Source organism: Streptomyces cinnamoneus (assembly GCF_002939475.1).
Lineage (GTDB): Bacteria > Actinomycetota > Actinomycetes > Streptomycetales > Streptomycetaceae > Streptomyces > Streptomyces cinnamoneus_A.
Map to the genome: position 1 here is coordinate 146574 of NZ_PKFQ01000001.1, position 24088 is coordinate 170661.

The window sequence follows — 24088 nt, forward strand, 5'->3', positions numbered from 1 at the left end:
GAGGAAGAACTCCCTGGCCACAGGGTCAGGCACTCAGCGGGGATCAGGCGAACTCACGGAATGTCGCACAGTGGGTGATGTAGCTCCACCGGCCCAGACCGGAGGTGAACGCGAAGACGGCGACGACCGGTATCTGGTACCGCTGCCCGCCCAAGGACGACGTCTTCGCGGCGAAGAGGGCGAGCGACATCACCAGGGCCAGGGTCCACGCGTGCACTCCGGCCGTCGTGCCGAGGGCGCCGGCCAGGCCGGCGCCGACGGCCAGCGCCCCGAGGTAGCGCAGGGCCTCCCACAGCGAGCGGTACACGGTCCGGTGCAGCGCCGGCAGGGCGGTGAAGGGCGCGAAGGCGCGTACCTGGGCGGGGAGCAGCCGGGTGGCCAGGAACCAGGCCACCACCGTGGCCGCCACGGCCTTGCGCTGTAGCAGGACGTCGTTGCGTTCGGGGCCGGGCCGGCGCACGGCCCGCATGAGGTACGACCACCGTCGGGCGAGGGCGAGTAGCAGGCCGGAGGCGGGGCGCGGACGAGCCCGCACCGATCCCTGCGGAGGGTGCGGGCTCGTCCGCCTGCCGGGCCCCGCGGCTGTGCCGCAGTCACCCCGGGGACGGGGCGTCACGCGTGGGAATGCCGGCCGTGCCCGTGATGGCGGTGGTTCCGCCGGGCGAACACACGGTAGAGGGCGAGGATGATGACGGAACCGACGATCGCGGCGATCCACGTCGAGAGGTGGAAGAATCCGTTGATCGATTCCACACCGAACATGATCTTGCCGAGGAAGCCGCCCAGCAGGCCGCCGACGATGCCGATCAGCATCGTCACCAACATGCCCCCGGGATCTTTGCCGGGCATGAGCGCTTTGGCGATGGCTCCGGCGAGCAGACCGATGATGATCCAGGCGAGGATGCCCATGGTGTGCGTCCCTCCTTCGTCAGTGACTGATGTGGCGCTTAACCTGCTGCATCGCCGTCAAACGGGCCTGCCCCTGCAAACGTTTGTCGGATCCCTGTCGCGGTCAGGGATCCGACAAGGCAGCGCCACAGCCCCCGCATTCACGCCGTGGACGTGTCCCTGGAGCGGGGAACCCGCGGCGCCGGGAAGCCTTCTCCGCATCGCCACCCTGTGCCCGGGTAAGCGAAAGGGCACACCGGGAAACGAACGGGGAGGGACCGCCATGGCCGTGATGAAGAGCAAGACCGAAGGGGCGGAAGAAGACCGCCGCAAGGCCGAGGGAGCCGCCGAAGGTCAGCTGGAAGCGGAACGTCTCGCCGGGGATGAGGTGGACGACCGGCTCGCCGGCCCGCGGTCGTCCCGGGCGGTGCTCTCTCTGACGGGCGCGGACGAAGGCATCGCCACACTCACCGCACGCGACGGCAACGCCATACCGAAAGGAATCCGCGTCGTCGACGCCTCCGGCACACTGATCGCCGCCTATATCGCCCTCGCTCTCGACGACCTCAGCGTCGCCAAGTCGGCCCGGTCCGCGGTCACCACAGCACTCGCGCGCTCCCTCGACACCACAGACCACGGTGACGAGGCCAAAGCAGAATCACCTTCAGGCGTCATCACCGGTCAAACCGGCGAGGACGTCCCGGTGGAGCTGACACCCGCAGAGTTCCGCGATCGCACCGTCACCCTCTACGCCAGCGAACTCATCGACCTCTCACGCGAAATACGAGGATCCACCACTGGACCGTCCGGACGATGAGCCGCACGGCTCAGTATTCCTCCAGACTCGGCCGCCTCACGGGATGACGGCAAACCGCAGTTCCGGTCGTTCCCACATCACCTTCGGCGGCACCGGGGCAACCGTTCCTACCCGCTCGGCGCCTAGGCGGCGGTAGAACTTCTCGGCCGGCGGATGGGAAACGACCCGAACGTCGGCCAGCCCGGCCTCCCGGGCCTGGCCCATCATGTGCTCCACCAAGAGGCGGCCGACGCCCATCCCCTGAGCGTCATCCGCCACGAAGATCAGGTCCAACTCCGGGGGATCCAGCACCAGAGCGTAGAAGCCCAGCAACCGCCCGGTCGGATCGACGGCCGTGAAGACCTGGTGGCGGTCGATGTAGTCCGCTGTGACCCGGTAGCCGGAAATGATTGAGGTGTACTGCCCTCGGTAGGCGTCGGCCCCCTGAACCAGCGCGGTCAGGGGCTCCGCATCCTGCTCGACGGCACGTCTGATCATGGTTGACTGCATCCGCGCAGTATAGGAGCGGAAGCGCCGACTGGGTATTACTACTCCGCCTCCGACGCACACGCTGAAGCGTGTTGCAGAAGGCTGTGTGGCCAGAGAATCTTCCGTGCGTGCGTGGGGTCAGAGGGGCTTGAGCCGGGTGTGCAGGAGGCAGAATTCATTGCCTTCCGGGTCGGCCAGGACGTGCCAACTCTCGGTGCCGGTCTGACCGGCGTCGGCGGGCCTGGCGCCGAGAGCGAGCAGCCGATCCAGCTCGGCGCCCTGCTCGCGGTCGGTGGCGTTGACGTCGATGTGCAGTCGGAGCTTCCCGGTCCGCGGGGCGCTGCTGGGGCTGAGGACAAGAGTGGGTTGCGGGCCGCCGAAGCCGGTGTCGGGCGGTCCGATCTCGATGCTTCCGTCGTCCTCCCGGCCGAGTTCGACGTAGCCGAGGACCTCGCTCCAGAATGCGGCGAGCCGGTCGGGGTCGGCGCAGTCGATGACCAGCTCACTGATGCGGCATGCCATGCCCGTGAGTGTACTCAGACGACCCGAGAGCCGATCGTTCAACTGCGTGCTGGACGGCACGGACACTCCCCAGGAGCTGCCCAACCGTCACGGAGCACCGGCCAGGGCTTCAGGCGTGGTCGTGTGAGGTGCGTTTTGTGATCACGTGAAGCGGAGTAGGGCGAGTGGGCGGCGTGGGTCGCGCGCCAGCAGTCGGCGCACCGTCGGTTCCGCGGGCACCAGTCGCCCGGGCAGAAGCAGATCACGACGGATACCGAGGCGTTCGAGCATGCAGATCGGGGCGTCGGCGATGCACTCGCCGACCGCTCCATGATCTTCGAAGCCCGTGCGCGGGCTGGCCCCAGCTCCGGAGACGCGCAGCGCGCACCCGCGCGAGCTGCCAGGCCTCCCTCGACGAACAGCGCTGAGGGGCAGGTCGGACAACGCCTGGATCCGCACCTAACCGAGTGCCGGAGGGTGCTCGGCTGGACGGCGTCCCCAGGCCGAAATCAGCGGCGCGAGTGTCAGGTCGAGTTCGCCCGCGTGGACGGCCGCCAGGTGGGCGTCGATCTCGGCGCCGTCAGCCAGGCCGGCCGCGAGCAGCTCGCCGCGCACGTGCCGGATGGTCGCCGCCTCCAGCCGGTCGCAGGCCAGCCCGCCGACCGGGAAAGAGCCCCCCGCAGCAACATCTACCAAGCCGGCCTCACGCAATGCCCGCGGCAGCGTCCGGCCGTAGCGCAGGTCCGCGCCGCGGCCCGCCAGCAGCTCCCGGACCGCGTCGCGCAGCCGGTTGGCCCGCCGCTGCGCAGGGCCGCTGTCGTCCAGGCATGCCAGTGGCTGCAGAGCGGTGTCGGCATCCTCGACCAGCAGCCAGCCGCCGGGCCGTAGCGCTGCCACCATCGTGGCCAAGGCCCGGGCCCGGTCGGGTACATGGACCAGCACGAGCCGGGCGTGCACCAGATCGAACGTCCCCGGCTCCGGGGGCGGATCATTGGCGACGTCGTGCTGGCGCACCTCGTACCCGTCGCCTGCCTTCAGCCACGACGGGTCGATGTCCGTGGCCAGCACGTGCCCGGTCGGACCGACGGCCGCCGCGAGCGCCTCCGGGATACCGGGGCCACCAGCCCCCACTTCCCAGCAGCGCGAGCCAGCCCTGACCCCCAGTCGCTGGAGGTGCCCGCGCGTCACACCATCGAACAGCTCGGCCAGCCAAACGAATCGCTCGCCCGCCTCGGCGCGCGCGTTGTCCAGCAGGTACCCGCGGGCGGAAGCGGACTCTCCACCGAGCGCGGTAGTCCCGTCTGTCGGATCCGGGCGGCCACCGACGTGCGGCGGGCGGGGCGAGGAAGTCATGACCACATGGTCAACCTCCCCAGGCCACCAGCGCCACGACGACGGGAGAGGGATGTCTCACACAGCCAGTTGACCCCGCACGTCCTACAGCACGGTTCTGCACCGTGACGCGTCGGAAGGGGTGCATGCATTCGGCCCCCGCAGCCAGCGCACCGGCGCGGGACAGCGCGCTGACCGGACTGTCGGCTACGGACGGTTCGACCTCGTACCGGACGCCTTCGATCACGACGCAAAGCCGGGGTCAGTCGCCTGCCTGGCCCAGCCTGGAATGGCCAGGCACGGACCGGTCGGCGTCGAGCCGGGGAAGGTCCCGGATCCCGTGTCGGCACGGTTGGAGAACGAACGTCCCCTCCGCCGCTTGGGCCGATGTGGCCATACCGGTCACCGCCATCAGCGCCGCCACCGCGGTGATTGGCTGCGCATGAGTGAAACTGTTTGCCGGCCTGGGAACTTGACTCCTTGAAGTCCGCCGTGGGCAAAGGTGAGGGTTCCGTCCACAGGACCGATGAGTTCCCCCTCACCGCTTCGTCCGCGGGTGGGGACCGCCCCCTCCCGTGCCCGTGGGAGGCCCGGGATGAGAGGACAAGGAGCGTGCACACCGTGGACCAGGAGAACGTGAGCGCCACCCTGACTGTCGCTGCGCCCGCCGCGACGGTGTTCGCGGTGCTGACGGACCCGACGACCCATTCCGCGATCGACGGTACCGGCTGGGTCCAGGAGGCTGTCGACCGGGCGCCACTGACCGAGGTGGGGCAGGTCTTCCGGATGGACATGTACCACCCCAACCATCCCAACGGTGACTACCAGGTGGCCAACCAGGTCCAGGTACTCGACCCGCCGCGCGCCATCGGCTGGCTGACGGGTCAGGAGAAGGATGACGGTCACCTGGAGTTCGGCGGCTGGACCTGGCGTTACGACCTTGCCCCGCTCGGCCCGTCCGAGACCGAGGTCACGCTCACCTACGACTGGTCGGCGGTACCTCAGTCCATCCGGGACTACATCCACTTCCCGCCCTTCAGCCCTGACCATCTCACCAACTCACTGCACCACCTGGCCCAGCTTGTCGCCGGCCGGTGACGCGGCCGGTGCCCGGTGAGCCGAACGAAACGGCCCAGGCGTGTCTGACGCGTCAGGGGTTCCCGCCTGGCGATCTTTCCCGGCTGCGCGGGGCAGGCCCTCCGGCTTCAACCGGAAACCGGGCTGTGGCGGACCTCCGCAACACCCCAGTTTGTGGTTGAGCCGGGAAGCACCACCAGGTTCGCGAGGGTCGACATGATGTTCCGGAGGGTCGAGTCAATCAGGTTGAGGTTACCGAGCATCTGGCTGAGGTTATGGGCGATGCCGTTGATGTCGACGGGGCTGGCGGTCGGCAGCCTGAACGGGAGTAGTCAACGCGATGCTTCCAAGCCCGAGAAGGACGCCTGCCGCAATGGCGACTGCGAATCGGCGAACGGTACTCACGACATGTCTCCTTAAGCCGCTGCGTGGGCGTATCGGTGAGCCGCCTGGCAGCATGTCCAGCCCACAGCCGCCATGCACCACCACCGCAGGGGCGCCCGGAAGCCTTCACGGAGGTGCACCAGTACTACCTGAGCACTGCCGCACACCTACCGGACCACTGCCAGATCCATCAGACATGCCCTAGTAGTGCTTTGTTAGGTGGCCCTTGTCGTGGTGGGTGGGCGGTAGTTCGCTGGCTGTATGAGGGCTGGGGAGCTTGCCGCGGTGCGGGGCCGGTTAGAGGAGTTCGTGTCGGATGTGTTCGCGCCGTTGGTGCGGCGGGATCAGCGGGCGAAGGGCGGGTTGTATCTGCGGGGGCTGCTGCTGGACGGCCGCAGGAAGTCGATGCAGCCGATGGCTGAGCGGCTTGGTGTCGATCATCAGCAGCTGCAGCAGTTCATGACGTCTTCGACCTGGCAGGTCGAGCAGGTGCGGGCCCGGCTGGCGTGGAGGGCTGTGGCCGTGGTCCGGCCGCAGGTATGGGTGGTGGACGACACCGGTTTCCCCAAGGACGGCCGTTTCTCGCCCGGGGTCGCCCGGCAGTACTCCGGCACTTTGGGCAAGGTCGGCAACTGCCAGATCGGTGTCAGCGTCCATGCCGCCTCCGGGGAGGCCTCGTGCCCGCTGTCCTGGCGCCTGTTCCTGCCCGCTGCCTGGGACGGTCCCGACGCGCAGGTCCGCAGGCAGGCCTGCCGGATCCCCGGCAGCGAGCGTCACCGGGCCAAGTGGCAGCTGGCCCTGGACATGCTCGACGAACTCGCCGGCTGCGGGCTGCGGCCTGCTGTCCTGGTCGCGGACACCGGCTACGGCGCGAACGCCGATTTCCGTCACGGTCTGGACGAACGCGGCCTGGCCTGGGTACTCCAGGTCAAGGGCGAGATGACCGCCCACGGCCAGGACGCGGTGCCGCACCAGCGTGAATACGGCGGGCTCGGCCCCAGGCCACTGCCCCGCTATCGCACCCGGCCGGTGTCATTGCGCGAGCATGTGCTGGCCGCAGGTCGCAGCCGTGGGCGGACCGTGACCTGGCGCAAGGGATCGAAAGCGGCAATGAGCTCGCATTTCGTGTTCCTGCGCGTCCGGCTCGCGGGCCGTCGCCCGAAGCCGGCTGCCGACGGCACCATCCCCTTGTCCTGGCTGATCGCCCAATGGCCCGAGGGCGAAAGCGAACCAGTGAAGTACTGGATCTCGAACCTGCCGGCCGACCTCCCCGCCAAGGATCTGATCCGTCTGGCGAAAGCCCGGTGGCGGATCGAGCATGACTACCGCGAGCTGAAAACAGCCCTGGGCCTGGACCACTTCGAGGGCCGCTCGTTCGCCGGCTGGCACCGGCACGTCACCCTCGTCACTGCCGCCCATCTGTTCCTGACCGAACAGCGGACACACCCAAAAGCCCCTGCCAGGGCCTGACCCTCTACCAGGCCCTGGACCTCCTCCAGCAGCTCATCGCCACCTGGACCGGAACCTGCCCCACCTGCCGACAGACCGTCCCATGGCAGCCCTACGACACCACCTAACAAAGCACTACTAGTGCCGCGTCAGGCAGCCTTCGCCCCGTTGTGTGACCCGCCGTTCGGATGCTGGAACGGACGGCGCGGTGTCGTCAAGCTGTCTGGGTGGCAGAACAAGTACGCATCCGGGAGATCGATGACGGCGAGGGGCAGCGCCTGCTGCGGCTCATCCGTAGAGGCACCGGGTCGGTGGTGACCTGCGGCGAGCCCAGATGGTGCTGCCGTCCACGCAGGGCATGCCCGTGGCGAAGATCGCCGAGGTGACGTTCACCAGCACGGACCGGGTCCGGGACGTGATCCACAACTTCAACGCCGACGGCTTCGAGGCGCTCGACCGCGGCGGCCGACCCAGGGCCTTCACCCTGCCCGAGCGGCGCGAGACCAAGAAGATCGCCAAGTCCAGGCCGCCCGAGCACGGCCTGCCGTTCTCGACCTGGAGCCTGGCTGAGCTGGCCGGCTTCCTGGTCGCCGAGGGGGTGGTCGACGACATCAGCCACGGGGGCCTTCGGGTGTTGCTCCGTGAGGAGGGCGTGTCGTTTCAACGCGTGAAGACCTGGTAGACCTCCCGCGACCCCGACTACGCCGCCAAGAAGGCCCGCGTCGAGCACCTCTACGCGATCGCCGACGGCGAGGTCACACCCGAGGACGGTGAGCCCGAAGTCGTATCGGGCGAACGTTGCCTGATGCGGCACTAGCTCGCGCGGACGTTGGGCAGGGCCTCGCGCAGGCTGTCGAGCAACGCTCGGGCTGCGGGGCTCGCGGGCCCGGTGGCCCGCCAGGCGAGGGCGATCCGGGCGCGGATCCCGGGACGGGCGATGGTCAGGGTCCGCAGGTGCCCGTCGAAAGCCGAGCCGTCCTCGCCCGCCGGCAGCACCGCGAGGCCCAGCCCCCGGGCGGCGAGCTGCGCGAGCACATGGGGCGCTGCCGCCTCGAAGGTGACACGGGGCCGGAATCCGGCCTGGGCGCAGGCGCGTTCGAGCGCCGCGCGCACTCCGGTGCCGCGCGGCAGGCAGATCAGCCCCCGGTCGCGCAGCTCGGCCAGGGGGACGCTCGTACGGCCGGCCGGGGCGAGGAGCGGGTCTCCGGGCGCGGTGACGACAGCCAGCGGAACGTCGATGACCGTTTCGAAGGACAGGCCGGACGGGGTCACCTCGTCGGTCGGTCCGAGGAGAGCGATGTCGAGTTCGCCGGCCAGGAGTGCGGTCTGCATCCGCTCGGAGGTGTCTTCGGTGAGTGCGACTTCCAAGGCGGGGTGGGCGTCGTGGAAGTCCGCGAGGAAGGAGGCGATGTCGAAAGCGTGGCCGGTGGCCCCGGAGACCAGGCCGAGCGAGACGCGGCCGCGCAGCAGCCCCGTGTACGCGTCGACCGTCTGCCTCACCGCATCCGCGGCGGCCAGCGCGGCTCGCGCGTACGGCAGAACCGCCCGGCCCGTCTCGGTCAGCGTCACCGACCGGTGGGAGCGGTCCAGCAACGGCTGCCCCAGCTCCTTCTCCAGCTGACGGATCTGGGCGCTCAGGCCGGGCTGGGCCAGGTGCAGGCGTGCTGCCGCGCGGGTGAAACCGCCCTCTTCGACGACGGTGACGAAGTAGCGCAGCTGACGGAGTTCCATAAGCGTCAATGCTAAATGGCAGCACGACTATCTATTGGAAATATGGATCAGCCGGCCGCACGCTTGATCCCATGAAGAACGCGACGGGACACGCCGGCCAACGGGCCGGCGCCGAGAGGGACGTCAAGGCCGCCATCGCGGCGGAACGCCGGGAACTGGCCGATCTCCTTGAGGGCCTGCGGGCCGACGAGTGGAACACGCCCAGTCTGTGCGAGGGCTGGAGGGTCCGTGAGGTTGTCGCACACATGTCGATGGGATTCCGGCTCTCCCTGCCCGCCACACTGGGTGAACTGGTGAAGGCGCGCGGGAATCTGCACCGCATGACCGACCGCGTCGCCCGCGGGGACGCGGCCGCCCACTCCGTCGGCGAGCTCAGCGGCTTCCTGCGGGACAACGCCCACCACCCCTGGACGCCGCCGGTCGGCGGGGTCGTGGCGGCCCTCGGCCACGACGTGGTGCACGGGCTGGACGTCACCGTCGCCCTCGGACTCGACCGGCGCGTCCCCGAGGACCGGCTGCGCATCCTGCTGGACGACATCAAGCCCAGCGGCCTGAGGTTCTTCGGCGTCGACCTCCGCGGAGTGCGGCTGTGCGCCGAGGACATGGACTGGTCCTACGGCTCCGGGGCCCCGGTGTACGGCGCCGCCCAGGACCTCCTCCTGCTCGCCTTCGGCCGCAGGCTCGCGCACGGCCGCCTCCGCGGCGAGCCGAGCGACCGCTTCACCGTCCGGTGAGGGCCATGCGCACCCGGCTCTTCCAGGCACTCTCACTGTTTTCCACCGGCCTGCTGGCCGGTTCCTTCGCCTACGGCGCCGCCAACCTCGTCCCGACGTTCAACGCCGTGCCGATCGACATGAGACTCGACTTCCACACGGCACTGATGAGGATGAACGGCATCACCATGCAGGCCACGATGGCGGTCTCGGCCCTCAGCACCCTCGCCCTGACCGCCTCGAAGCGCGGCCGGACCCGTGTCCTCGCCGGCGCGGCGGGATGCCTGGTGGTCTCGTCGTTCCTGATCACACGGTTCGGGAACGTCCCCATCAACGGCCGCATCAAGCAGTGGGCCGCCACCACGCCACCAGCCGACCACGCGGAAGTCCTGCGCCGTTGGGAGCTGTTCAACGACGCCCGCACGGTGACCGCCGCGAGCGCTTTCGGTCTCCTTGTCCTCCTCGCCCTCCCGGCGGCTGCCACGCGCCGTCCGGCGGGGCCATCCTCATAGCCCCCGTTCCCGTCGTCGTCGCCTGGCGCGAAGGGACCGGATCGGCATCCGGCCACAGCCGACCTGGTGGCGCCCCCCACACGGGGGGTCCTCTCGGCGGGATGACCAGGAGCCCGCGGGCTGACGCACGGTCGAGACGGTCGCCCGCGGCGGGCGGGTGGCGCGCGATGGGCTCTTGACGCGAACCGTCCAATAGTGAACGGATCGTTTCTGCGGTTGTTCGTAGCCGATCGCTCCCCTAAGGAGACAACGATGCGATTACCGTTACCACCGTCCCGCGCCAAGGCCCGCTCCGGACCGCACCGATCGCGGCTGACGGCGACCTTCGCCTCCGCCCTGCTGGCGGCCGGACTACTGGTCGGTGCCGCCCCCGGACCGGGCGGCTCCACGGCGCGGGCGGACGAGCGGCCGGCGAAGACGGCGGCCTCGCCGAATAACGGCAGCCTGCCGTTCGCCACCTACAACATGCAGGGCTCCGACCACGGGCTGCGCTGGGGCGGCGAGGTCGGCCCCCTGACGATGCACCACCCCGTGGTCGCCCTCCAGGAGGTCGGCAACGGGCCGCCCACCGCGGCGCACCAGCGCCACGGCGTCGGTGAGTCGATCCCCATCCCCGGCCTGTTCCCGGCGGGCCTGCCGGACCACGTGAACCACACGGTGTGGCGGTACCGCCATCACACCCGCCAGGTGTACTACCTCCAGACCGACCCGCAGCGTGACAGCACCACGGGACGGGACCGCTGGCGAGGCGGCCGGGTCAACCTGGCGGTGGTCACCCAGACCCGCGCGGACGAGGTCCGCGTCATCGAGAACCCGCTGTACAACCGGGACGAGCCCCGCAACGAGTACCGCTACCGCCGCGCCCTCGGCGTACGGATCGGCAACACCGTCTACTACAACGTCCACGCGCGCGGCGCGGACGTCGCCCCCCTGCTCAGGCAGATCCGTGCCGCCGCCCGGGCCGGTGAGAACTGGGTCATGGTCGGCGACTTCAACCTCGACATCCGCAACCGCACCGACCGGCAGGCCCGGGAGCAGAGCCTCCACCTGCGGCCCGACGAGCAGCTGGCCCGGACCGGCCGCTCCACCCACCAGCGGGGCGGCGAACTCGACTACGCCATCACGCGCGGCACGCCCCGGTTCAACGCGGACATCCCCGCGGGCCGCGGCTCGGACCACTACCCGGTCCAGTTCGAACCGGCCCCCACTCCCGTACCGGCCGCCCCCGACGGCCCGGTGCACAACTTCTCCTCCGCCTTCGAGAACGCCCGGACCGGGCTGGCCCTCGACGTGGACAACAACAACCGTGTGACCACCCGCCTGCAGGCGTACAACGCCCGGCAGCGGTTCCGTGTGGACACCGTGCGGGGGCACTGGTACCGCTTCGCCCGCGGCAACAGCCCCCGAGCCGCGTCCGGCGCTCTCGCCGGCCGTGCCGCCCTCGCCGCCGGCGAGACGTGCCCCGGCGTCAATCCGTTCTTTCCGATGTCCTCGATCCTCATGCTGTCGTGCGAGTCGCCCGGGGCCCAGTGGCACTCCGAGGACCCGGGCGCACCCGGCGGCCCGTTGCGCTGGCACAACTCCCTCTACCCGAACCTGTGCCTGACCGGTACGAAGAACGAGCAGCCGGTCGTGGCCTTCCCGTGCGGTGACATGCCCGAGCAGCAGTGGTGGGACAACTCCCGCGCGGTCCCCGAGCGCGCGTGGGAGGACAGTGACGCACAGGTCCGGCTGCGCGCGTGGAACGGCCTCTACCTGGACAACTTCGGTGGGAGCAACCGCGACGGCACCCCACTGACCACCCGCTGGCCCGACAACGTCAAGACCCAGCGGTGGGACATCGAGTACGCCGGCAGCGGCGACAACCTCGTCCGGCTCAAGGGACGCGGCAGCGGAAGGTGCGTCGACGTCCTGGACAGCGTCCAGCCCCGTCCCGGCGAGCCTTCCGTGCTGCACGACTGCACCGGTCGCGGCAGCAAGACCGACGGTACGGGCCACCGCTGGCAGGCGGAGACCTTCGGCGACGGCACCCTCCGCTTCCGCAACGAGGCCGCGCACCTGTGCCTGGTGCCGTCGGCGCGGGAAACGGGCTACGTGACGATCGAGAACTGCAACGACGACGCCCGTCAGCGCTGGACGATCGTGCCGTGACTCCGTAGCCACCGGACGGCCGGGCCTGAGCCGGCGCGCGGCGACCGGCTCAGGCCCTGGGCGACCTCCGCTGCCTTCCGGTGGGATTCAGCGGCTGCCGCCGTGGCGGGCCCCGGCCGACGGCCGGGGCCCGCCACGTGAGGTCCGGCTGCGTACCCGGCGGTGTGCAGCGGTTCAGTCGGGGGTGGCGGACGGGGCTGTGGCGGACTCCGTGAGGGTGTCGAGTCGGGCGGCGAGGTCGGGGTGGGTGGTGGTCAGGTGGGGGCGGGCGGCGTTCAGGGGGTGGATGAGGGCGGCGGGGTCGTCGTAGGCGAGGGCCGCGTCGAGCTGGCTGAGCGGGAGACGGGCGGCGGTGGGGAGATCGGTGAGAGCGGTGATCTGGCCGGCGATGCGGCGCAGGTCGGCGGCGTTGTCGCGGGCCCAGGTGACAAGGGTGCGGTCGGCGGCGCGGCGTTCGCGGGTGGCCTGGACGCGTTGTTCAGCGGTGGTTCCGGCGGGGCCGGGCCGGTTGCGCAGGTAGCGGCGTTCGGCGGCCTGGCGGCTGGCGACACCGAGGGGGTGGGCGAGATCGGCCCAGCTGGCGCCTGCGTGGCGGGCGGTTTCGATCAGGCCGGTTTCCCATCCGGCGAGCTCCTCACGGATCTGCCGCAGCAGCAGGAGGGAGGCCAGGGCCCGCTCCGGGCCGGTGCCGCCGTCGGCGAGGGTGTCGGGGGGCTCGTGCTGGGCGCCGCGGAGGGCACTGTCGATGGCCTCCAGGGCCGCCGCGGCGGCGAGGAACGAGGCCGGACTCTGGGCGTCGGCGTGGGAGGAGGCCGGCTGGCCGAGTGTTGTCATGGGCACCTCCTCGGAGTGTGTCGTCCCTTCGACGACATCATGTTTGTCATCCATTGGATGACATGCTACAACGGATTCAGTGAGGCGCATTGGCAGCAACTGCCCGAACCCGTTGGAGGTGTTTCACGATGTTGATGCGCACCGACCCCTTCCGTGAGCTCGACCGTCTGGCTCAGCAGATGATGGGGCCGGGCACCTGGTCCCGGCCCTCCGCGATGGCGATGGACGCCTACCGCGAGGGTGACGAGTACGTGGTGGCCTTCGACCTCCCCGGCGTCAGCGCGGAGGCGATCGACATCGACGTCGAACGGAACATGCTGACCGTCAAGGCCGAGCGCCGCCCCCTGGCGAAGGCCGACCACGTGCAGATGGAGCTGTCGGAGCGGCCGCTGGGCGTCTTCTCCCGCCAGATCGTGCTGGCCGACACGCTGGACACCGAGCACATCCAGGCCGACTACGACGCCGGGGTGCTCACCCTGCGCATCCCGATCGCCGAACGGGCCAAGCCCCGCAAGATCTCCATCGGCGGCGAGTCCTCCCGCAAGGAGATCTCCGGCTGAGCCAGGCGATCCGAGCCGATCAGCAGCGGAGGACGGGCACCTGATCGCCCCCCTCCCCCGTCCTCCGCACCCACTGGACTGAAGAAGGGTGGCGGCCGACGTGACCCTGCGACGCGAAGCGTTTCTTGATCGTGTGAAGGAACGCGGCGAGTACGACAGCCGGCAGGAAGCAGACCGCGCGGCCCGCGTGGTGCTCGCCCTCCTGGGCGCGCACCTGGTCGGCGAGGTACGCGCCCACTTGGCGGCGACCCTGCCGGAAGACTTCGCTCTGATCCTTCTCAACCCGCTGCAAAGTGCCGAACCGCTGCCACCGGAGCGGTTCGTGCGGGCGACGGCGGCCTGGATCGACGGGGCCACCGAGCAGACCGCGGCCTGGGACGTCAGCGCTGTCCTCAGCACGGTCGCCGACGCGGCCGGCGAGGACCTGCTCCACCAGATCCTGCTCCAGCTCCCCCCGGGCTACGAGCTGCTCTTCGGCCGCCCCCAGCCCACCTGACCACCCCGGCGCCCGCGCCCCCGCCGGGCGCCGGCCCCACGACCTCAGCGAGAGAAAGGCAACCACCGCAGTGACGTACGACCAGCGCGTACCGCTCCAGCACCTGCCCGGGACGACGTACGAGCAGATGCTGGAGAAGGTCCGCTACGAAGGCGCCTACCCCACCCGGGAACGGGCCGAGGAAGCCGTCCGCTTGGTCGTTTCGGGACTCGGGCGCCAGCTGACCGGCGACGAACGCGTCGAACTGGCCGCCCGCCTGCCCTTCGAAGCCGCACGCATCCTCACCGCGCAGATCCCCGACACCCAGCCCCTCACCGGCTGGGCCTTCGTCAAAGACCTCGCCGCCCGCACCGGCGCCACCCTGGGCACCACCCGCTGGGACACCGGCTCCGTCCTCGCCGCCGTCGCGGCTCTGGCCGGCCCCGACCTGCTCACCCGCATCCTGCGCCAGCTCCCCTCCGGCTACGCGCTTCTGTTCGGCCGCGCCGAACTCACCCAGGCCGCCTGAGACACCTGCGGAGGAGACGGCGGACCTCAGGGTGCGCCGTTCTCTGTGGCAGGCCATCGCCGAGTACACCGTGCGGGAACGCCTGCACGGAGGCGCCGCGACACCCCGGCCAGCGGACAGCCGGCTCGGTCGGGGTGTCGCGTCGGGTGAGACAAACCGCGCCCTCTGGTTCCAGCATGTGGATGTTCCTGGAGTGGACACCCCGTCACCTGCTTCTATGCCACCTCGACGACTCCCTCGGAGGTGACGGACGCATGGTGTCCGCGCACAGCATTCTCGCGTTCGCGGCAATGTCGCTCCTGGTGATCGTGATTCCCGGGCCCAGCGTCCTGTTCGTGATCGGCAGAGCCCTCGCGCACGGACGCCGTACGGCTCTCGCCACGGTCCTCGGCAATCTGCTCGGTTCCTACCTCCTGGTGATCGCGGTGGCGTGGGGCCTCGGCGCGCTTGTGGAGACCTCTGCGGCAGTGTTCACAGGCGTGAAGCTGGCAGGAGCGGCGTATCTCGTCTACCTGGGCGTCCAGGCGTTCCGCCACCGCAAGGAGATGCGCGCGGCGGACATGGACGCCCCGGCCGGGGAACGACGCGGTGATCTGCGCACGATCGCGGACGGAATCCTCGTCGGGGTCACCAACCCGAAGGGCATCGTCTTCTTCGCGGCCGTGCTGCCGCAGTTCGTCGACCACTCCGCGGGCCACCTCCCCCTCCAGATGATGCTGCTGGGCCTGGTCCCGGTCGCCATCGGTCTGATCACGGACACCCTGTGGGGCCTGGGTGCCTCGGCGGCCCGTTCCTGGTTGGCCCGCTCGGACCGCCGCCTGTCCATGGTCGGCGCGGCGGGCGGCTTCGCGATGATCGGCCTGGGCCTGACGGTGGCGGCCACAGGCCGCGCCGACTGAGACCGGATGTCCCGCGCTGAAGGGATGGGACGCGCTGAAGGGATGGGACCCGACAGCGGCACCCTGTTGCCGCAGCGCAAGAGGGGAGACTCACGTCACAGGCACGCATGTCACAACTCGCCGGGCTGGGGCGTCTTAAGGTGTGTAACGGCCAACGGCAACGGAGCGCATCATGGAAGCACGCCTCAACCCCTTCACCAACCCGGTCCTGGGTAAGGTCTTCAAGCACATCATCGCTGCGGGCAAGGTACTCGAGGGCTCGACCTTGCCGGCGTCGACGCAGGAGCTGGTGAAGCTCCGCGCCAGTCAGATCAACGGCTGCGGATTCTGCACCGACATGCACTTCAAGGACGCCGTGCACGCCGGAGAGTCCGCCGAGCGCCTGAACCTGGTCGCGGTCTGGCGCGAGGCCACGGTGTTCACCGACGCCGAGCGTGCCGCGCTGGAGCTGGCTGAGGAGGCCACCCGCATCGCCGACGCGGCCGGCGGCGTCCCGGACGAGGTGTGGGCGAACGCCGCCAAGTACTACGACGAGGACCAGCTCGGCGCCCTGGTGGGCGTCATCACCCTCATCAACGCCTTCAACCGCGGGAACGTCATGCTCCAGATGCCGGCCGGCGACTACCAGCCCGGTCAGTTCGGCTGACCCGGACGCGCCGGGGGCCCGCCGGAGGCCAGGGGCTGCCGGCGGGCCCTGCTGCTCCCGTCCTTAGGCGGTGCCGCCGTCGAGCTGGATCGGGCATCCGGCCACCCGCGGCGGGCGGACCACCTGCGACGGCTGTACCCGGAAGCCGGCCGCCGTGAACTTGTCCGGCTCCCAGCGGGCGGGTCGGGGCTGCGCCCGACCGCCGGGTGCTGCCGCCGGGTGAGCCGGCCCAGTTGATCGACCGCCGCACACTGCCCTGGTTGACCTTGACCCTGCGTCAGGGTTGGACAGTCGTCGCATGACGAACAACATCACTTCCTCGGCTCGGCTCGCTCCGCCGGTCGGAGGGTTCCAGGAGATCGACGGCCACCGCGTGTTCGTACATCGGTCGGGCAGCGGCGGACCGGCCGTCGTGTTCCTGCCGGGCGCCAGCGCGGTCGGCTTGGACTATTTCGGTGTCCAGCAAGGGGTTTCGCAGTTCACCACCGCTGTGGTGTACGACCGCGGCGGCACGGGCTACAGCGATCCCCTCCCGCTGCCGCGCACCGCCGCGGCGGTCGCCACGGAACTGCGCGAGCTGCTGCGCGCCCAGAGCATCCCCGCCCCATACGTTCTGGTGCCGCACTCCCTCGGCGGCCTCTACGCGCATCGGTTCGCGCAGTTGTACCCGCAGGACGTGGCGGGACTGGTCTGGTTGGACGCCCTCCAGCGCGACTGGGACGCGTTCCTGCCGCCAGCAATGCATCTCGCCGCCTGCGAGCAGTTGGCGCCCGATCGGGAGCAGCTCGAAAAGATGCGCCCGGCCCTGCGCGAGATGCGCGGCGAGTTGCTCGCGGACTACCCGGAGCACGTACGACAACCGCTGATCGATGCCCACGAGAGTGACGAATGGATCCGCTTCGGCATCGCCGAGCGCAGCACATTGGCCGGACTCGCCACCGAACTGCGCTCTGGGCCGGGCATTCCTGACGTTCCGATGGTCGCTCTCACCGTGTTGGGCACCGACCCAGCCCAGCAGGCGCTGATGCCGGAGCGGACGTTGCAGCAGATGCACGACGGCAAGAGGAAGATGGACGCGGCCCTGGTGAGCGCGGTCTCGCACGGGGAGCAACGCATCCTTTCCGACACGGTCCACCACCGGCTCTGCTTCGACCGCCCCGATGCCGTGGTCCAGGCGATCCGCGACGTCGTCGACCGGGCGGTTCGCCTCTAGACTCGGCATCATCACGTTTCGCGAAGACCCGAGGAGGACGGTGCTCACGATCGGCCAGCTCGCGGCGACCGCCGGGGTGACCGTGCGCACCGTTCGCCACTACCACCACGTCGGCCTGCTGCCCGAGCCCGAGCGCGATGCCTCCGGCTACCGCCGCTACGGCGCGCAAGCGGCGGTGGACCTCATCCGGATCAGGACCCTCGCCGATGCCGGTGTTCCGCTGGCCCGTATCGACGCGCTGCTGCACGCGCGGCCAACCGAGTTCGCCGCGGCCATCACCGACATCGACGCCGAATTGCAGCGCAAGATCGACCAGCTCACCGGTTACCGCCGTCGGATCACTGAACTGGCCAGCGGAGAAAGGCTTGTCCTGCCCCTCGAGGTGGTCGCCATCCTGAACCGGATGCGCAGCCTTGGAGTCAGCGAACAAAGGGTACGGCTGGAGCGCGACTCGTGGATTCTGATACAGGCACTGGATCCGCACGCCATGCCGCAGCGGATACGGGACAAGAACGCCAGTCTCGACGACCCCGAGACGACGCGCCTGTATCTCGCCTGTGACCAATCAGTCGACTGGGATCCCCACGATCCACGCTTGGACCGGCTCATCGACGACCTGGACGCATGGGAGATCAAACACGAACGAGACAGCGGCCAGCCAAGGTATCTGAAGCTGGTCTCTTCCCGGATCTCCGAGGCATCACCGGCATGGCAACGCATTCTCGATGCCCTCGCCCACCGGGCCACGCAGCGCCGAACCGCCGGGCACAGCAGCTGAGCCCGGCACGCTGGTCACGTCCGACAGCTGCCGGCCTGTCGCAGCATGTCGAACGCGACGCATGAGGTCGGCCGCCGGGCGGGCAAAGGGCGCCGTAGCATCCCTCGGAGAACTCCTAGGCGTTCAGGTCACCGAGTAGGACAGGTGGACAGACTGGCTGCTGCTGGCGATGCGCAGGCGCAGGTAGTACACGAAGTCCGTCCCGACCTTGGTGGGAAGGCTGCACTTGTTGGGCAGCTGTTGCGTGATGTGCGTGTGCACGGGACTGCCGGCAGCACCGATGTTGCCCACTTGCTGCGCCCTGACCTCCGAGTCGCTCACGTCGCAGCACTGGAACATGCCGACACCGATGGTGCCCAGGCTGGGGTTGCCTGAGGGATCGTCCAGCTCGGCGGCGACGTCCACGGTGACCGTGTGGTTCTCCGCGGCGTGGAAGGGCAGGGAGTACATCGTGACCGTGGTGCTCGGCGAGAACGACTCGCTGAGCGGAAGGGGCACGGGGCCGCCGCAGGACTTGGTGGTGCGGGGCGGGATGTCGGCTGCCGCCGAGGAGGTGGCACTGGCGACGGCCAGGAGAACGGCCCCCAGGCCTGTCCCGATGCTCCGGGCGAGCCGGGTGCGGGATCGCGTGGACTGAGGCGGGCGAGGGGTGCTACTGCGCGAGCCTTTGGCGAAACGCATGGTCAGCGCCTCCTGCAGGGCGATACCCCGGGCTTGCCCCGGGACACCCACCAGCACATCAGATACCATAAGCCGCAATAAGTGCTAGGGACGTAATTCACCCGAAAGGGTGCCAGTCAAGGCTTGGGGCGGGTCCCCGCAGCGCCTGAGACGCCACGGGTCACCGGGGCGGCTTCGGCTGATCACAAGCGTGAGACGTTGATGCCAGCGGGTGTCACCCACCGCTCGACCGTGCTCCGCTGCCGGTAGGCGGCACGGTCGAAGGTGGGCGGCCTGACCCCGGACCGGCCCACGCGGCTTGCGCTTGGCAACCTGGCGGGCAAGCCGAGGGGGCGCCGCCCGAATCCGGCGGCACCGCAGGTTGTTTCAGAACGCGCGCGACGCATACGCCTTCTCAGGCAAGAACTTCAGCAAGCCCTGCGGTGCTTGGCCACAGCAGTTGGGCCCTTCCGGCGGCTCATTCGCCTGCTATTGCGTGCTGCCCGGTGACAGCCGCTGCGTGATCCGGCCGAGCAGGTCCGTCAGTGGCTCGCTGACGTCCTGCCCGAACTCGGTCAGCCCATAGGTGACCTGGGGTGGTGTCGTCGGCTCGACCTGTCGCCAGACCAAGCCGTCCTGGACCAGTGCGCGCAGGGTCTGGGCAAGCATCTTTTCGCTGATGCCCTGGATGCACTCGCGGAGTTCGTAGAACCGGAGGTTGTTGCTCCGCAGGGAGATCAGCACCCAGACACCCCCATCTGCTGGTCACATGGTCGACCACATCGCGCGCAGGGCAGTCGGTGTGAAGCACCTCATACCGCGCGTGCTTATCAGCCTGTATGAACTGCGCGCCTTCCCTCACGTGAGGAGCTTACCCAAAGGTATGTCCTTACCAAGAGTGAGTCCGGCTCCTAGCGTCATGCCCACACAGGACGTCGGAAAAGGAGCTGTTCATGATCGTGGTGACTGGGGCTACCGGGAATGTGGGTCGGGTCTTGACGCGTACGCTGGCCGAAGTCGGCGAGCAGGTGACGGCGGTGTCGCGGCATGCCGCAGCCGTGCCGGACGGTGTTCGCCACCTGGCGGCCGACCTGGCCGAGCCGGCCGGCCTCGAACCCGCGTTGACCGGGGCGAAGGCGTTGTTCCTGCTGCTGTCCGGCGACCTGCACGCCGCCGGTGCCAGCCCGACCGACATCATCGGCAAAGCCGCGGCCAGCGGAGTCCGCCGGGGCGTCCTGCTCTCCTCGCTGGGTGTGGCGAGCAGGCCCTTCGGCACGACGCGTCTCGCGATGCGTGAACTGGAGGACGCGCTGCGGGAGTCCGGTCTGGACTGGGTCATCCTGCGGCCGGGCGGCTTCGCCTCCAACGCCCTGTGGTGGGCCGAGTCCGTCCGCGCGCACCGGGTCGTCCCCGCGCCCTTCGGCGACATCGGGGTGCCGGTCATCGACCCGGCGGACATCGCCGAGGTCGCGGCCGCCTGCCTCCTGGACGACCAGCACACGGGCGGCGTGTACGAACTGACCGGCCCGCAGGTGATCACGCCGCGCCAGCAGACGGAGGCCATCGCCGCCGCTCTGGGCGCACCCGTACGTTTCCACGAGCTCACCCGCGACGAGGCCAAGGCCGCCATGACCGAGAGCATGCCGGCGGAACTCGCCGATGACACCCTGGACATCCTCGGCTCCCCGAACCCGGCCGAACTGCGCGTCAGCCCGGACGTGCAGCGAATCCTCGGCCGCGCCCCTCGTTCCTTCGCCGGCTGGGCCACCCGCAACGTCACCGCATTTCGCTGAGAGTGGTCATCGCTGCTGTAGCAGCTCGACAGAATTCTTGGTGGGGGCCGCCTCTGCCTTCGGACGCGTGACCAGTAGCTTCGGCTCGGCATCCGGTCATGCACCGACGCATCCGTTCCGTCTCCATCCGCCGGGCTTCCGGCCGGTGCGACCCATTGCCGTCAAGGCAGCAGCGACATCCAGCCAAAGCGCGCCTTCCGAATCCAAGCGCCTCCGGAGGCCCCTGGTACTCAGCTGTTTGCGCGTGAGTGCGAACAGCCCTATGAACCATGAGGACGGGAAATCGCCCATACAACGGGAAGGGACTCAGTGAAACGTGCCAGACGTCGTCTGGCGGCCATAGCGTCGCTTGCTCTCGCCGCCACAGTCCTCGCCGAAACCGCCTCAGCCGCACCGCCCGGGCCGCTGAAACCCGCACACGGCAAGCGCCTTGCCGTCCTGTCGCCTCAGGCTCCGGGCCAACAGCAGCCCCGATGGAATCAGGTGCCCTCCCCCTCCACCTCCGAGAAGAAGTGCGCTCCGACCGCCCCCGGGTCGAAGGCACGCGCGGCCGGAGGGTTCTTCGCCTGTGTGGAGACCGTGCCCACCGTGGCCGGAACGCCCACCAGTGACACCACGGCCGGAGCCGTACAGACGACAGCGTCACCCTGCCCCGCCGAACCGGGCAGCTACAGCTTCACGCGTCACGACTACTGCCTTAACAGCAAGAAACAGATGTACACCCTCTACGGTCAGGACGCGACCACAGTACGAGGCACCGGGGAAATCAGCATCAGCACCAACGCCACCCTCAACGCGACGAATACCTCCTGGGACGAGCACATAGTCGTCGAAGCCACCCGGTTCACGGGCTGGGTGCGTGGTCTCGTCGTCGCCTTCGATGCCTCCTGTTCCGGCAACTGCACGATGAACAAGGCCAAGCCCTGGGACGGCCACGCGCTGCTCGGCCGCGAAGGGGCGAAGAAGGAAGGCGACGTCACATTCCACAGCGGCGTGACCCAGGGCAGAACCTCGATATACCCGAGCTATCACGCGGACTTCTACGCCGTCGAAGAGGACGCCCCGGGTGACCACACCGTCAGGTGGACGAGCCAGGTGGAGGTCCGCTGCGACGCCGAACTGTCGACCGCCGGCTGCGTGGCCCCGCAGAAGAAGCCCGACCTGGTGCTGCCCATGTCCGTCTACGGAACGGCGGCGGTCACCTACTTGTTCGCGGAGACGAAGCTGCCCGACGCCTGGGGAACTCCGAGGAACCCGCTCTGGAGAATCGACATCAGCGACAAGGAGCGCGAAGAAAGGTACCGGCGGACCTGCGGGAGAACCGGCACCACTCCCTTCGTGCCCATTCCTGTCGTACCGGACGACTCCTGCGACGAATACCCGTTCGCCCGCAGCTTCCAGGGCGGCAAGTACGCGGCGCAGTGCGCGGAGATCATCCCGACTCTCGAGAACAACCAGTGGGTCGTCTACGACGCCGACCCCAGGCGCCCCGTGACCTATCGAGAACCCTGCGTTCGCGGCCACGTCCCCTTGAAGCAAAACGAAGCGGCTGGTGGAGCGTACGGCAGCCTGGTCAAGACTGACCGCATCCTGGACATGGATCCGTTCATCGTGTCCATCCCCGCCTGACAAGCACCCGGCCCGCCGGCCGCGCCCATGCGGCGGAGCCGCACCACGCAACTGCCCCGCGTTCCCTTACGGGGGCGCGGGGCGCCGGAAGACCAGCCCCGGCCGCCCGCACGACGTCTGCCTGTGCGTCGTGCTGCGCTCAAGGGAGGACTGAGTGACCGCCCCGGGAACCCTGTACCTGGCCACCGGCATCGGCACCGAGTACGCACGGACCTGGGCCGGCAGCTGGGTGCCTGTCGGCACGCCGGGAGCGCAGTTTCACAGCGACTACATGGCACCCTGGGGGTTTCGCTGAAAAGCACGTGCCCATACGGTGGCCCGGTGATGTCGATCAAGAAGTTCCAAGTCACCTTCGACTGCGCAGAACCTGAGCGCCTCGCCCGCTTCTGGTGCGAGGTGTTGGGATACGTCGTACCGCCGCCACCCGAGGGCTTTGCCACGTGGGACGATTTCAAGCGCTCGCAGCCACCTGAGCAGCAGGACGCATGGTTTGCCTGCGTCGACCCCTCAGGCGTGGGTCCGCGACTGTACTTCCAGCGCGTCCCCGAAGGGAAGGCCGCCAAGAACCGGCTGCATCTGGACGTGCGGGTCGGCACCGGACTCGTGGGTGAAGAGCGCCTCGCCGCGCTTGAGGCCGAGTGCGCACGACTGGTCCCGCTCGGCGCGGTACATGTGCGCACGCTGTATGACGGCAATGACGCGTGCATCCCGATGCTGGACATCGAAGGCAACGAGTTCTGCCTCGACTGAGGGGCAGACGCCTGCCCTCCACAGGAGGCACGGCCTGCAAGGCATGCGACCTCCGCCGGCTCGTCGTCCGGCAGGCCCACGTCGACCACCACGATGTTGACCTTGCAACACCGGGCCCGCCCTCCCCCGCGGCTCAGAGGTCCACTCGTCCGGATCCGGTTCCAGGGGCTGCCGGTGTCGAGGGCGCCGTTCGCGGCCATGTCCTTCTCGTCCGGCTCGAAGGCGAAGTCGTCTGTGTTCTCCCGGAGGCGGGAGGGCGTCAGGGACTTGGGGATGAGGGCGTTGCCGAGCTGGAGGTGTCAGCGCAAGTACGACCTGCGCGGGTGTCCGGCCGAGCCGCTCGGCGACCTTGCCGATGACCGGGGCGGAGCGCAGGTCCTCTCCTGGCCAAGCGGCGACCACGCCTCGGGGGCGGCGAAGACCGAGCGCCTCACCCGTCGGGGTACTACCGGTTGCCTCCCGCCTGAAGGACTTGTTCCGCCATGTCCCGGATGGCGTCGGCCAGTGCGTCGGGAGCGGTGAAGTGGGCGGCGTGTCCATGGCCGGTGAGCGTGACGATCCTCGCGTTCGGCAGGGTTGCCGCGAGGTCGGACAGGCGCTCACGCAAGTGGGCGGGGCTGAGGTCTCCCTCGATCAGGGTCGTCGGCGTTTTGAGGTCGGCGAAACGCTCGATACCGACGCCGAGCGCGTCGATCGCCTCGTCGTCGGCGATCTGCGCCGTCGCGTGGGCGCAGCACATCGCTCGCAGTTCCTGGTCGGCGAACATCGCATCGACCGTGCTTACGGGCATGCGGACGATGTCGCGCATGTGGATCCGCATCGCCTCGACGGGGTCGCCCGTGTCCAGCGCGGCCCGGGCACGCACTCCCGCGGCCCCGGCTATCAACTCACGGGTGGGCATGGGCGGTTCATAGAGGAACAGCCCGGCGAACGCCGACGGGTCGAGCAGTGCGGCTTCCAGCGCGGCGACGGCGCCCGAGGAATGACCCACAAGAAGCACCGGGGCGTCGAGGAGTTCCGCGACGCGGAGGATGTCGGCTGCCTCGACGGCCATCGAGTGGGGTAGTGCGATGTCTGCTCCGGGAGCGTAGATCCGTCGGTTGATCCTGACGACGCGGAAGTCATCGGTCAGGCGGCGGGTGACACCGTCCCAGGCTGTCGCGTCTCCGCCGCCCGGGTGGACCACCAGCAGGTTGGGCCCGGATCCGTCGTCGAGAGCGGTGAGGGGGCGGACGTCGTCAGATGATGCGAGAAGTTCGGTCATGCGCACCATCTTGTACGTGACGGCCGACATCACAC

General features: G+C 69.4%; 26 protein-coding genes and 2 pseudogenes. 17 read left to right on the forward strand and 11 right to left on the reverse strand.

The features are described from left to right. Positions 1–43: 43 nt before the first annotated feature. Together CYQ11_RS00800 and CYQ11_RS00805 are read right to left on the reverse strand one after the other, a co-directional pair. A complete protein-coding gene (locus CYQ11_RS00800; protein ID WP_240003342.1) occupies positions 44–535 on the reverse strand; it encodes an aromatic acid exporter family protein in 492 nt (163 codons plus the stop codon). 77 nt (positions 536–612) lie between these two features. Continuing rightward, on the reverse strand, positions 613–909 hold the full coding sequence (locus CYQ11_RS00805) for a GlsB/YeaQ/YmgE family stress response membrane protein (RefSeq protein ID WP_099198820.1): 297 nt from the start codon (positions 907–909) through the stop codon (positions 613–615). A 262-nt stretch (positions 910–1171) separates the two neighbouring features. On the opposite strand from CYQ11_RS00805, the gene CYQ11_RS00810 reads away from it, so the two are divergent. Then, positions 1172–1705 carry a hypothetical protein gene (locus CYQ11_RS00810; RefSeq protein WP_099198819.1) on the forward strand — a complete coding sequence of 178 codons (534 nt, stop codon included), beginning with the start codon at positions 1172–1174 and terminating at the stop codon, positions 1703–1705. A 36-nt stretch (positions 1706–1741) separates the two neighbouring features. Here CYQ11_RS00810 and CYQ11_RS00815 read toward each other — a convergent pair whose 3' ends face one another. The 3 genes from CYQ11_RS00815 to CYQ11_RS00830 form a co-directional block, all read right to left on the reverse strand. After that, a complete protein-coding gene (locus CYQ11_RS00815; protein ID WP_099198818.1) occupies positions 1742–2194 on the reverse strand; it encodes a GNAT family N-acetyltransferase in 453 nt (150 codons plus the stop codon). A gap of 117 nt (positions 2195–2311) precedes the next feature. Then, positions 2312–2695 (reverse strand): VOC family protein, encoded by a 384-nt coding sequence (locus CYQ11_RS00820; RefSeq protein ID WP_099198817.1) that lies wholly within the window; start codon positions 2693–2695, stop codon positions 2312–2314. A gap of 438 nt (positions 2696–3133) precedes the next feature. Next, complete coding sequence (locus CYQ11_RS00830) at positions 3134–4027, reverse strand: methyltransferase domain-containing protein (RefSeq protein ID WP_099198849.1); 894 nt, start codon at positions 4025–4027, stop codon at positions 3134–3136. 600 nt (positions 4028–4627) lie between these two features. Here CYQ11_RS00830 and CYQ11_RS00840 point away from each other — a divergent pair. The 3 genes and pseudogenes from CYQ11_RS00840 to CYQ11_RS30735 form a co-directional block, all read left to right on the forward strand. Next, complete coding sequence (locus CYQ11_RS00840) at positions 4628–5104, forward strand: SRPBCC family protein (protein ID WP_205041793.1); 477 nt, start codon at positions 4628–4630, stop codon at positions 5102–5104. Positions 5105–5728: 624 nt separating this feature from the next. Further along, complete coding sequence (locus CYQ11_RS00850; RefSeq protein ID WP_099198813.1) at positions 5729–6937, forward strand: IS701 family transposase; 1209 nt, start codon at positions 5729–5731, stop codon at positions 6935–6937. Between the two features lie 206 nt (positions 6938–7143). Beyond that, positions 7144–7703 (forward strand): annotated as a pseudogene (locus CYQ11_RS30735) (helix-turn-helix domain-containing protein); the annotation flags it as partial. 26 nt (positions 7704–7729) lie between these two features. On the opposite strand, the gene CYQ11_RS00860 reads toward CYQ11_RS30735, so the two are convergent. Next, positions 7730–8647 (reverse strand): LysR family transcriptional regulator, encoded by a 918-nt coding sequence (locus CYQ11_RS00860; RefSeq protein WP_099198812.1) that lies wholly within the window; start codon positions 8645–8647, stop codon positions 7730–7732. 71 nt (positions 8648–8718) lie between these two features. On the opposite strand from CYQ11_RS00860, the gene CYQ11_RS00865 reads away from it, so the two are divergent. The 3 genes from CYQ11_RS00865 to CYQ11_RS00875 all read left to right on the forward strand — a co-directional run bounded on the left by CYQ11_RS00865 (position 8719) and on the right by CYQ11_RS00875 (position 12023). Continuing rightward, positions 8719–9381, forward strand: coding sequence for a maleylpyruvate isomerase family mycothiol-dependent enzyme (locus tag CYQ11_RS00865; protein WP_099198811.1), 663 nt, complete (start codon positions 8719–8721; stop codon positions 9379–9381). A 5-nt stretch (positions 9382–9386) separates the two neighbouring features. After that, positions 9387–9872: an anthrone oxygenase family protein gene (locus CYQ11_RS00870; protein ID WP_099198810.1), complete on the forward strand. Its 486-nt coding sequence runs from the start codon at positions 9387–9389 to the stop codon at positions 9870–9872. A gap of 252 nt (positions 9873–10124) precedes the next feature. Continuing rightward, the gene (locus tag CYQ11_RS00875) at positions 10125–12023 is read left to right on the forward strand and encodes a ricin-type beta-trefoil lectin domain protein (protein ID WP_099198809.1); all 1899 of its coding nucleotides are present in this window, start codon (positions 10125–10127) and stop codon (positions 12021–12023) included. Between the two features lie 174 nt (positions 12024–12197). On the opposite strand, the gene CYQ11_RS00880 is transcribed toward CYQ11_RS00875, so the two are convergent. Then, positions 12198–12857 carry a type III effector protein gene (locus tag CYQ11_RS00880; RefSeq protein ID WP_099199171.1) on the reverse strand — a complete coding sequence of 220 codons (660 nt, stop codon included), beginning with the start codon at positions 12855–12857 and terminating at the stop codon, positions 12198–12200. A 128-nt stretch (positions 12858–12985) separates the two neighbouring features. On the opposite strand from CYQ11_RS00880, the gene CYQ11_RS00885 reads away from it, so the two are divergent. From CYQ11_RS00885 to CYQ11_RS00920, 7 genes are all read left to right on the forward strand, one after another. Beyond that, positions 12986–13417 carry an Hsp20/alpha crystallin family protein gene (locus CYQ11_RS00885; protein ID WP_099198808.1) on the forward strand — a complete coding sequence of 144 codons (432 nt, stop codon included), beginning with the start codon at positions 12986–12988 and terminating at the stop codon, positions 13415–13417. A 100-nt stretch (positions 13418–13517) separates the two neighbouring features. Then, the gene (locus tag CYQ11_RS00890) at positions 13518–13913 is read left to right on the forward strand and encodes a DUF2267 domain-containing protein (protein WP_099199245.1); all 396 of its coding nucleotides are present in this window, start codon (positions 13518–13520) and stop codon (positions 13911–13913) included. A 127-nt stretch (positions 13914–14040) separates the two neighbouring features. Continuing rightward, the gene (locus CYQ11_RS00895; RefSeq protein ID WP_099199246.1) at positions 14041–14421 is read left to right on the forward strand and encodes a DUF2267 domain-containing protein; all 381 of its coding nucleotides are present in this window, start codon (positions 14041–14043) and stop codon (positions 14419–14421) included. 254 nt (positions 14422–14675) lie between these two features. Then, positions 14676–15320, forward strand: a complete 645-nt coding sequence (locus tag CYQ11_RS00900) for a LysE family translocator (RefSeq protein WP_099199174.1) — start codon at positions 14676–14678, stop codon at positions 15318–15320. A gap of 172 nt (positions 15321–15492) precedes the next feature. Next, on the forward strand, positions 15493–15966 hold the full coding sequence (locus CYQ11_RS00905; RefSeq protein ID WP_099199175.1) for a carboxymuconolactone decarboxylase family protein: 474 nt from the start codon (positions 15493–15495) through the stop codon (positions 15964–15966). Between the two features lie 298 nt (positions 15967–16264). Further along, on the forward strand, positions 16265–17179 hold the full coding sequence (locus CYQ11_RS00915; RefSeq protein WP_099199176.1) for an alpha/beta fold hydrolase: 915 nt from the start codon (positions 16265–16267) through the stop codon (positions 17177–17179). Positions 17180–17219: 40 nt separating this feature from the next. Then, positions 17220–17957, forward strand: a complete 738-nt coding sequence (locus CYQ11_RS00920; RefSeq protein WP_099199177.1) for a MerR family transcriptional regulator — start codon at positions 17220–17222, stop codon at positions 17955–17957. 123 nt (positions 17958–18080) lie between these two features. Here the strand turns inward: CYQ11_RS00920 and CYQ11_RS29110 are convergent, their stop codons facing one another. After that, a complete protein-coding gene (locus tag CYQ11_RS29110) occupies positions 18081–18638 on the reverse strand; it encodes a hypothetical protein (protein ID WP_146104625.1) in 558 nt (185 codons plus the stop codon). 468 nt (positions 18639–19106) lie between these two features. Next, positions 19107–19479 (reverse strand): annotated as a pseudogene (locus tag CYQ11_RS00935) (winged helix-turn-helix transcriptional regulator). 91 nt (positions 19480–19570) lie between these two features. On the opposite strand from CYQ11_RS00935, the gene CYQ11_RS00940 reads away from it, so the two are divergent. Further along, on the forward strand, positions 19571–20410 hold the full coding sequence (locus CYQ11_RS00940) for an SDR family oxidoreductase (protein ID WP_099199180.1): 840 nt from the start codon (positions 19571–19573) through the stop codon (positions 20408–20410). A gap of 479 nt (positions 20411–20889) precedes the next feature. Here CYQ11_RS00940 and CYQ11_RS29320 read toward each other — a convergent pair whose 3' ends face one another. Then, positions 20890–21027, reverse strand: coding sequence for a hypothetical protein (locus tag CYQ11_RS29320; RefSeq protein ID WP_181143528.1), 138 nt, complete (start codon positions 21025–21027; stop codon positions 20890–20892). Between the two features lie 97 nt (positions 21028–21124). Between CYQ11_RS29320 and CYQ11_RS00945 the strand changes: the two genes are divergently transcribed. Both CYQ11_RS00945 and CYQ11_RS00950 read left to right on the forward strand, forming a co-directional pair. After that, positions 21125–22039, forward strand: coding sequence for a NucA/NucB deoxyribonuclease domain-containing protein (locus tag CYQ11_RS00945; RefSeq protein WP_099199181.1), 915 nt, complete (start codon positions 21125–21127; stop codon positions 22037–22039). Positions 22040–22360: 321 nt separating this feature from the next. Beyond that, entirely contained in the window at positions 22361–22789 is a 429-nt protein-coding gene (locus CYQ11_RS00950; RefSeq protein WP_099199182.1) for a VOC family protein, read from the forward strand. Between the two features lie 445 nt (positions 22790–23234). Here the strand turns inward: CYQ11_RS00950 and CYQ11_RS00955 are convergent, their stop codons facing one another. Continuing rightward, positions 23235–24083 (reverse strand): alpha/beta fold hydrolase, encoded by an 849-nt coding sequence (locus CYQ11_RS00955; protein ID WP_146104626.1) that lies wholly within the window; start codon positions 24081–24083, stop codon positions 23235–23237. Positions 24084–24088 lie beyond the last annotated feature (5 nt).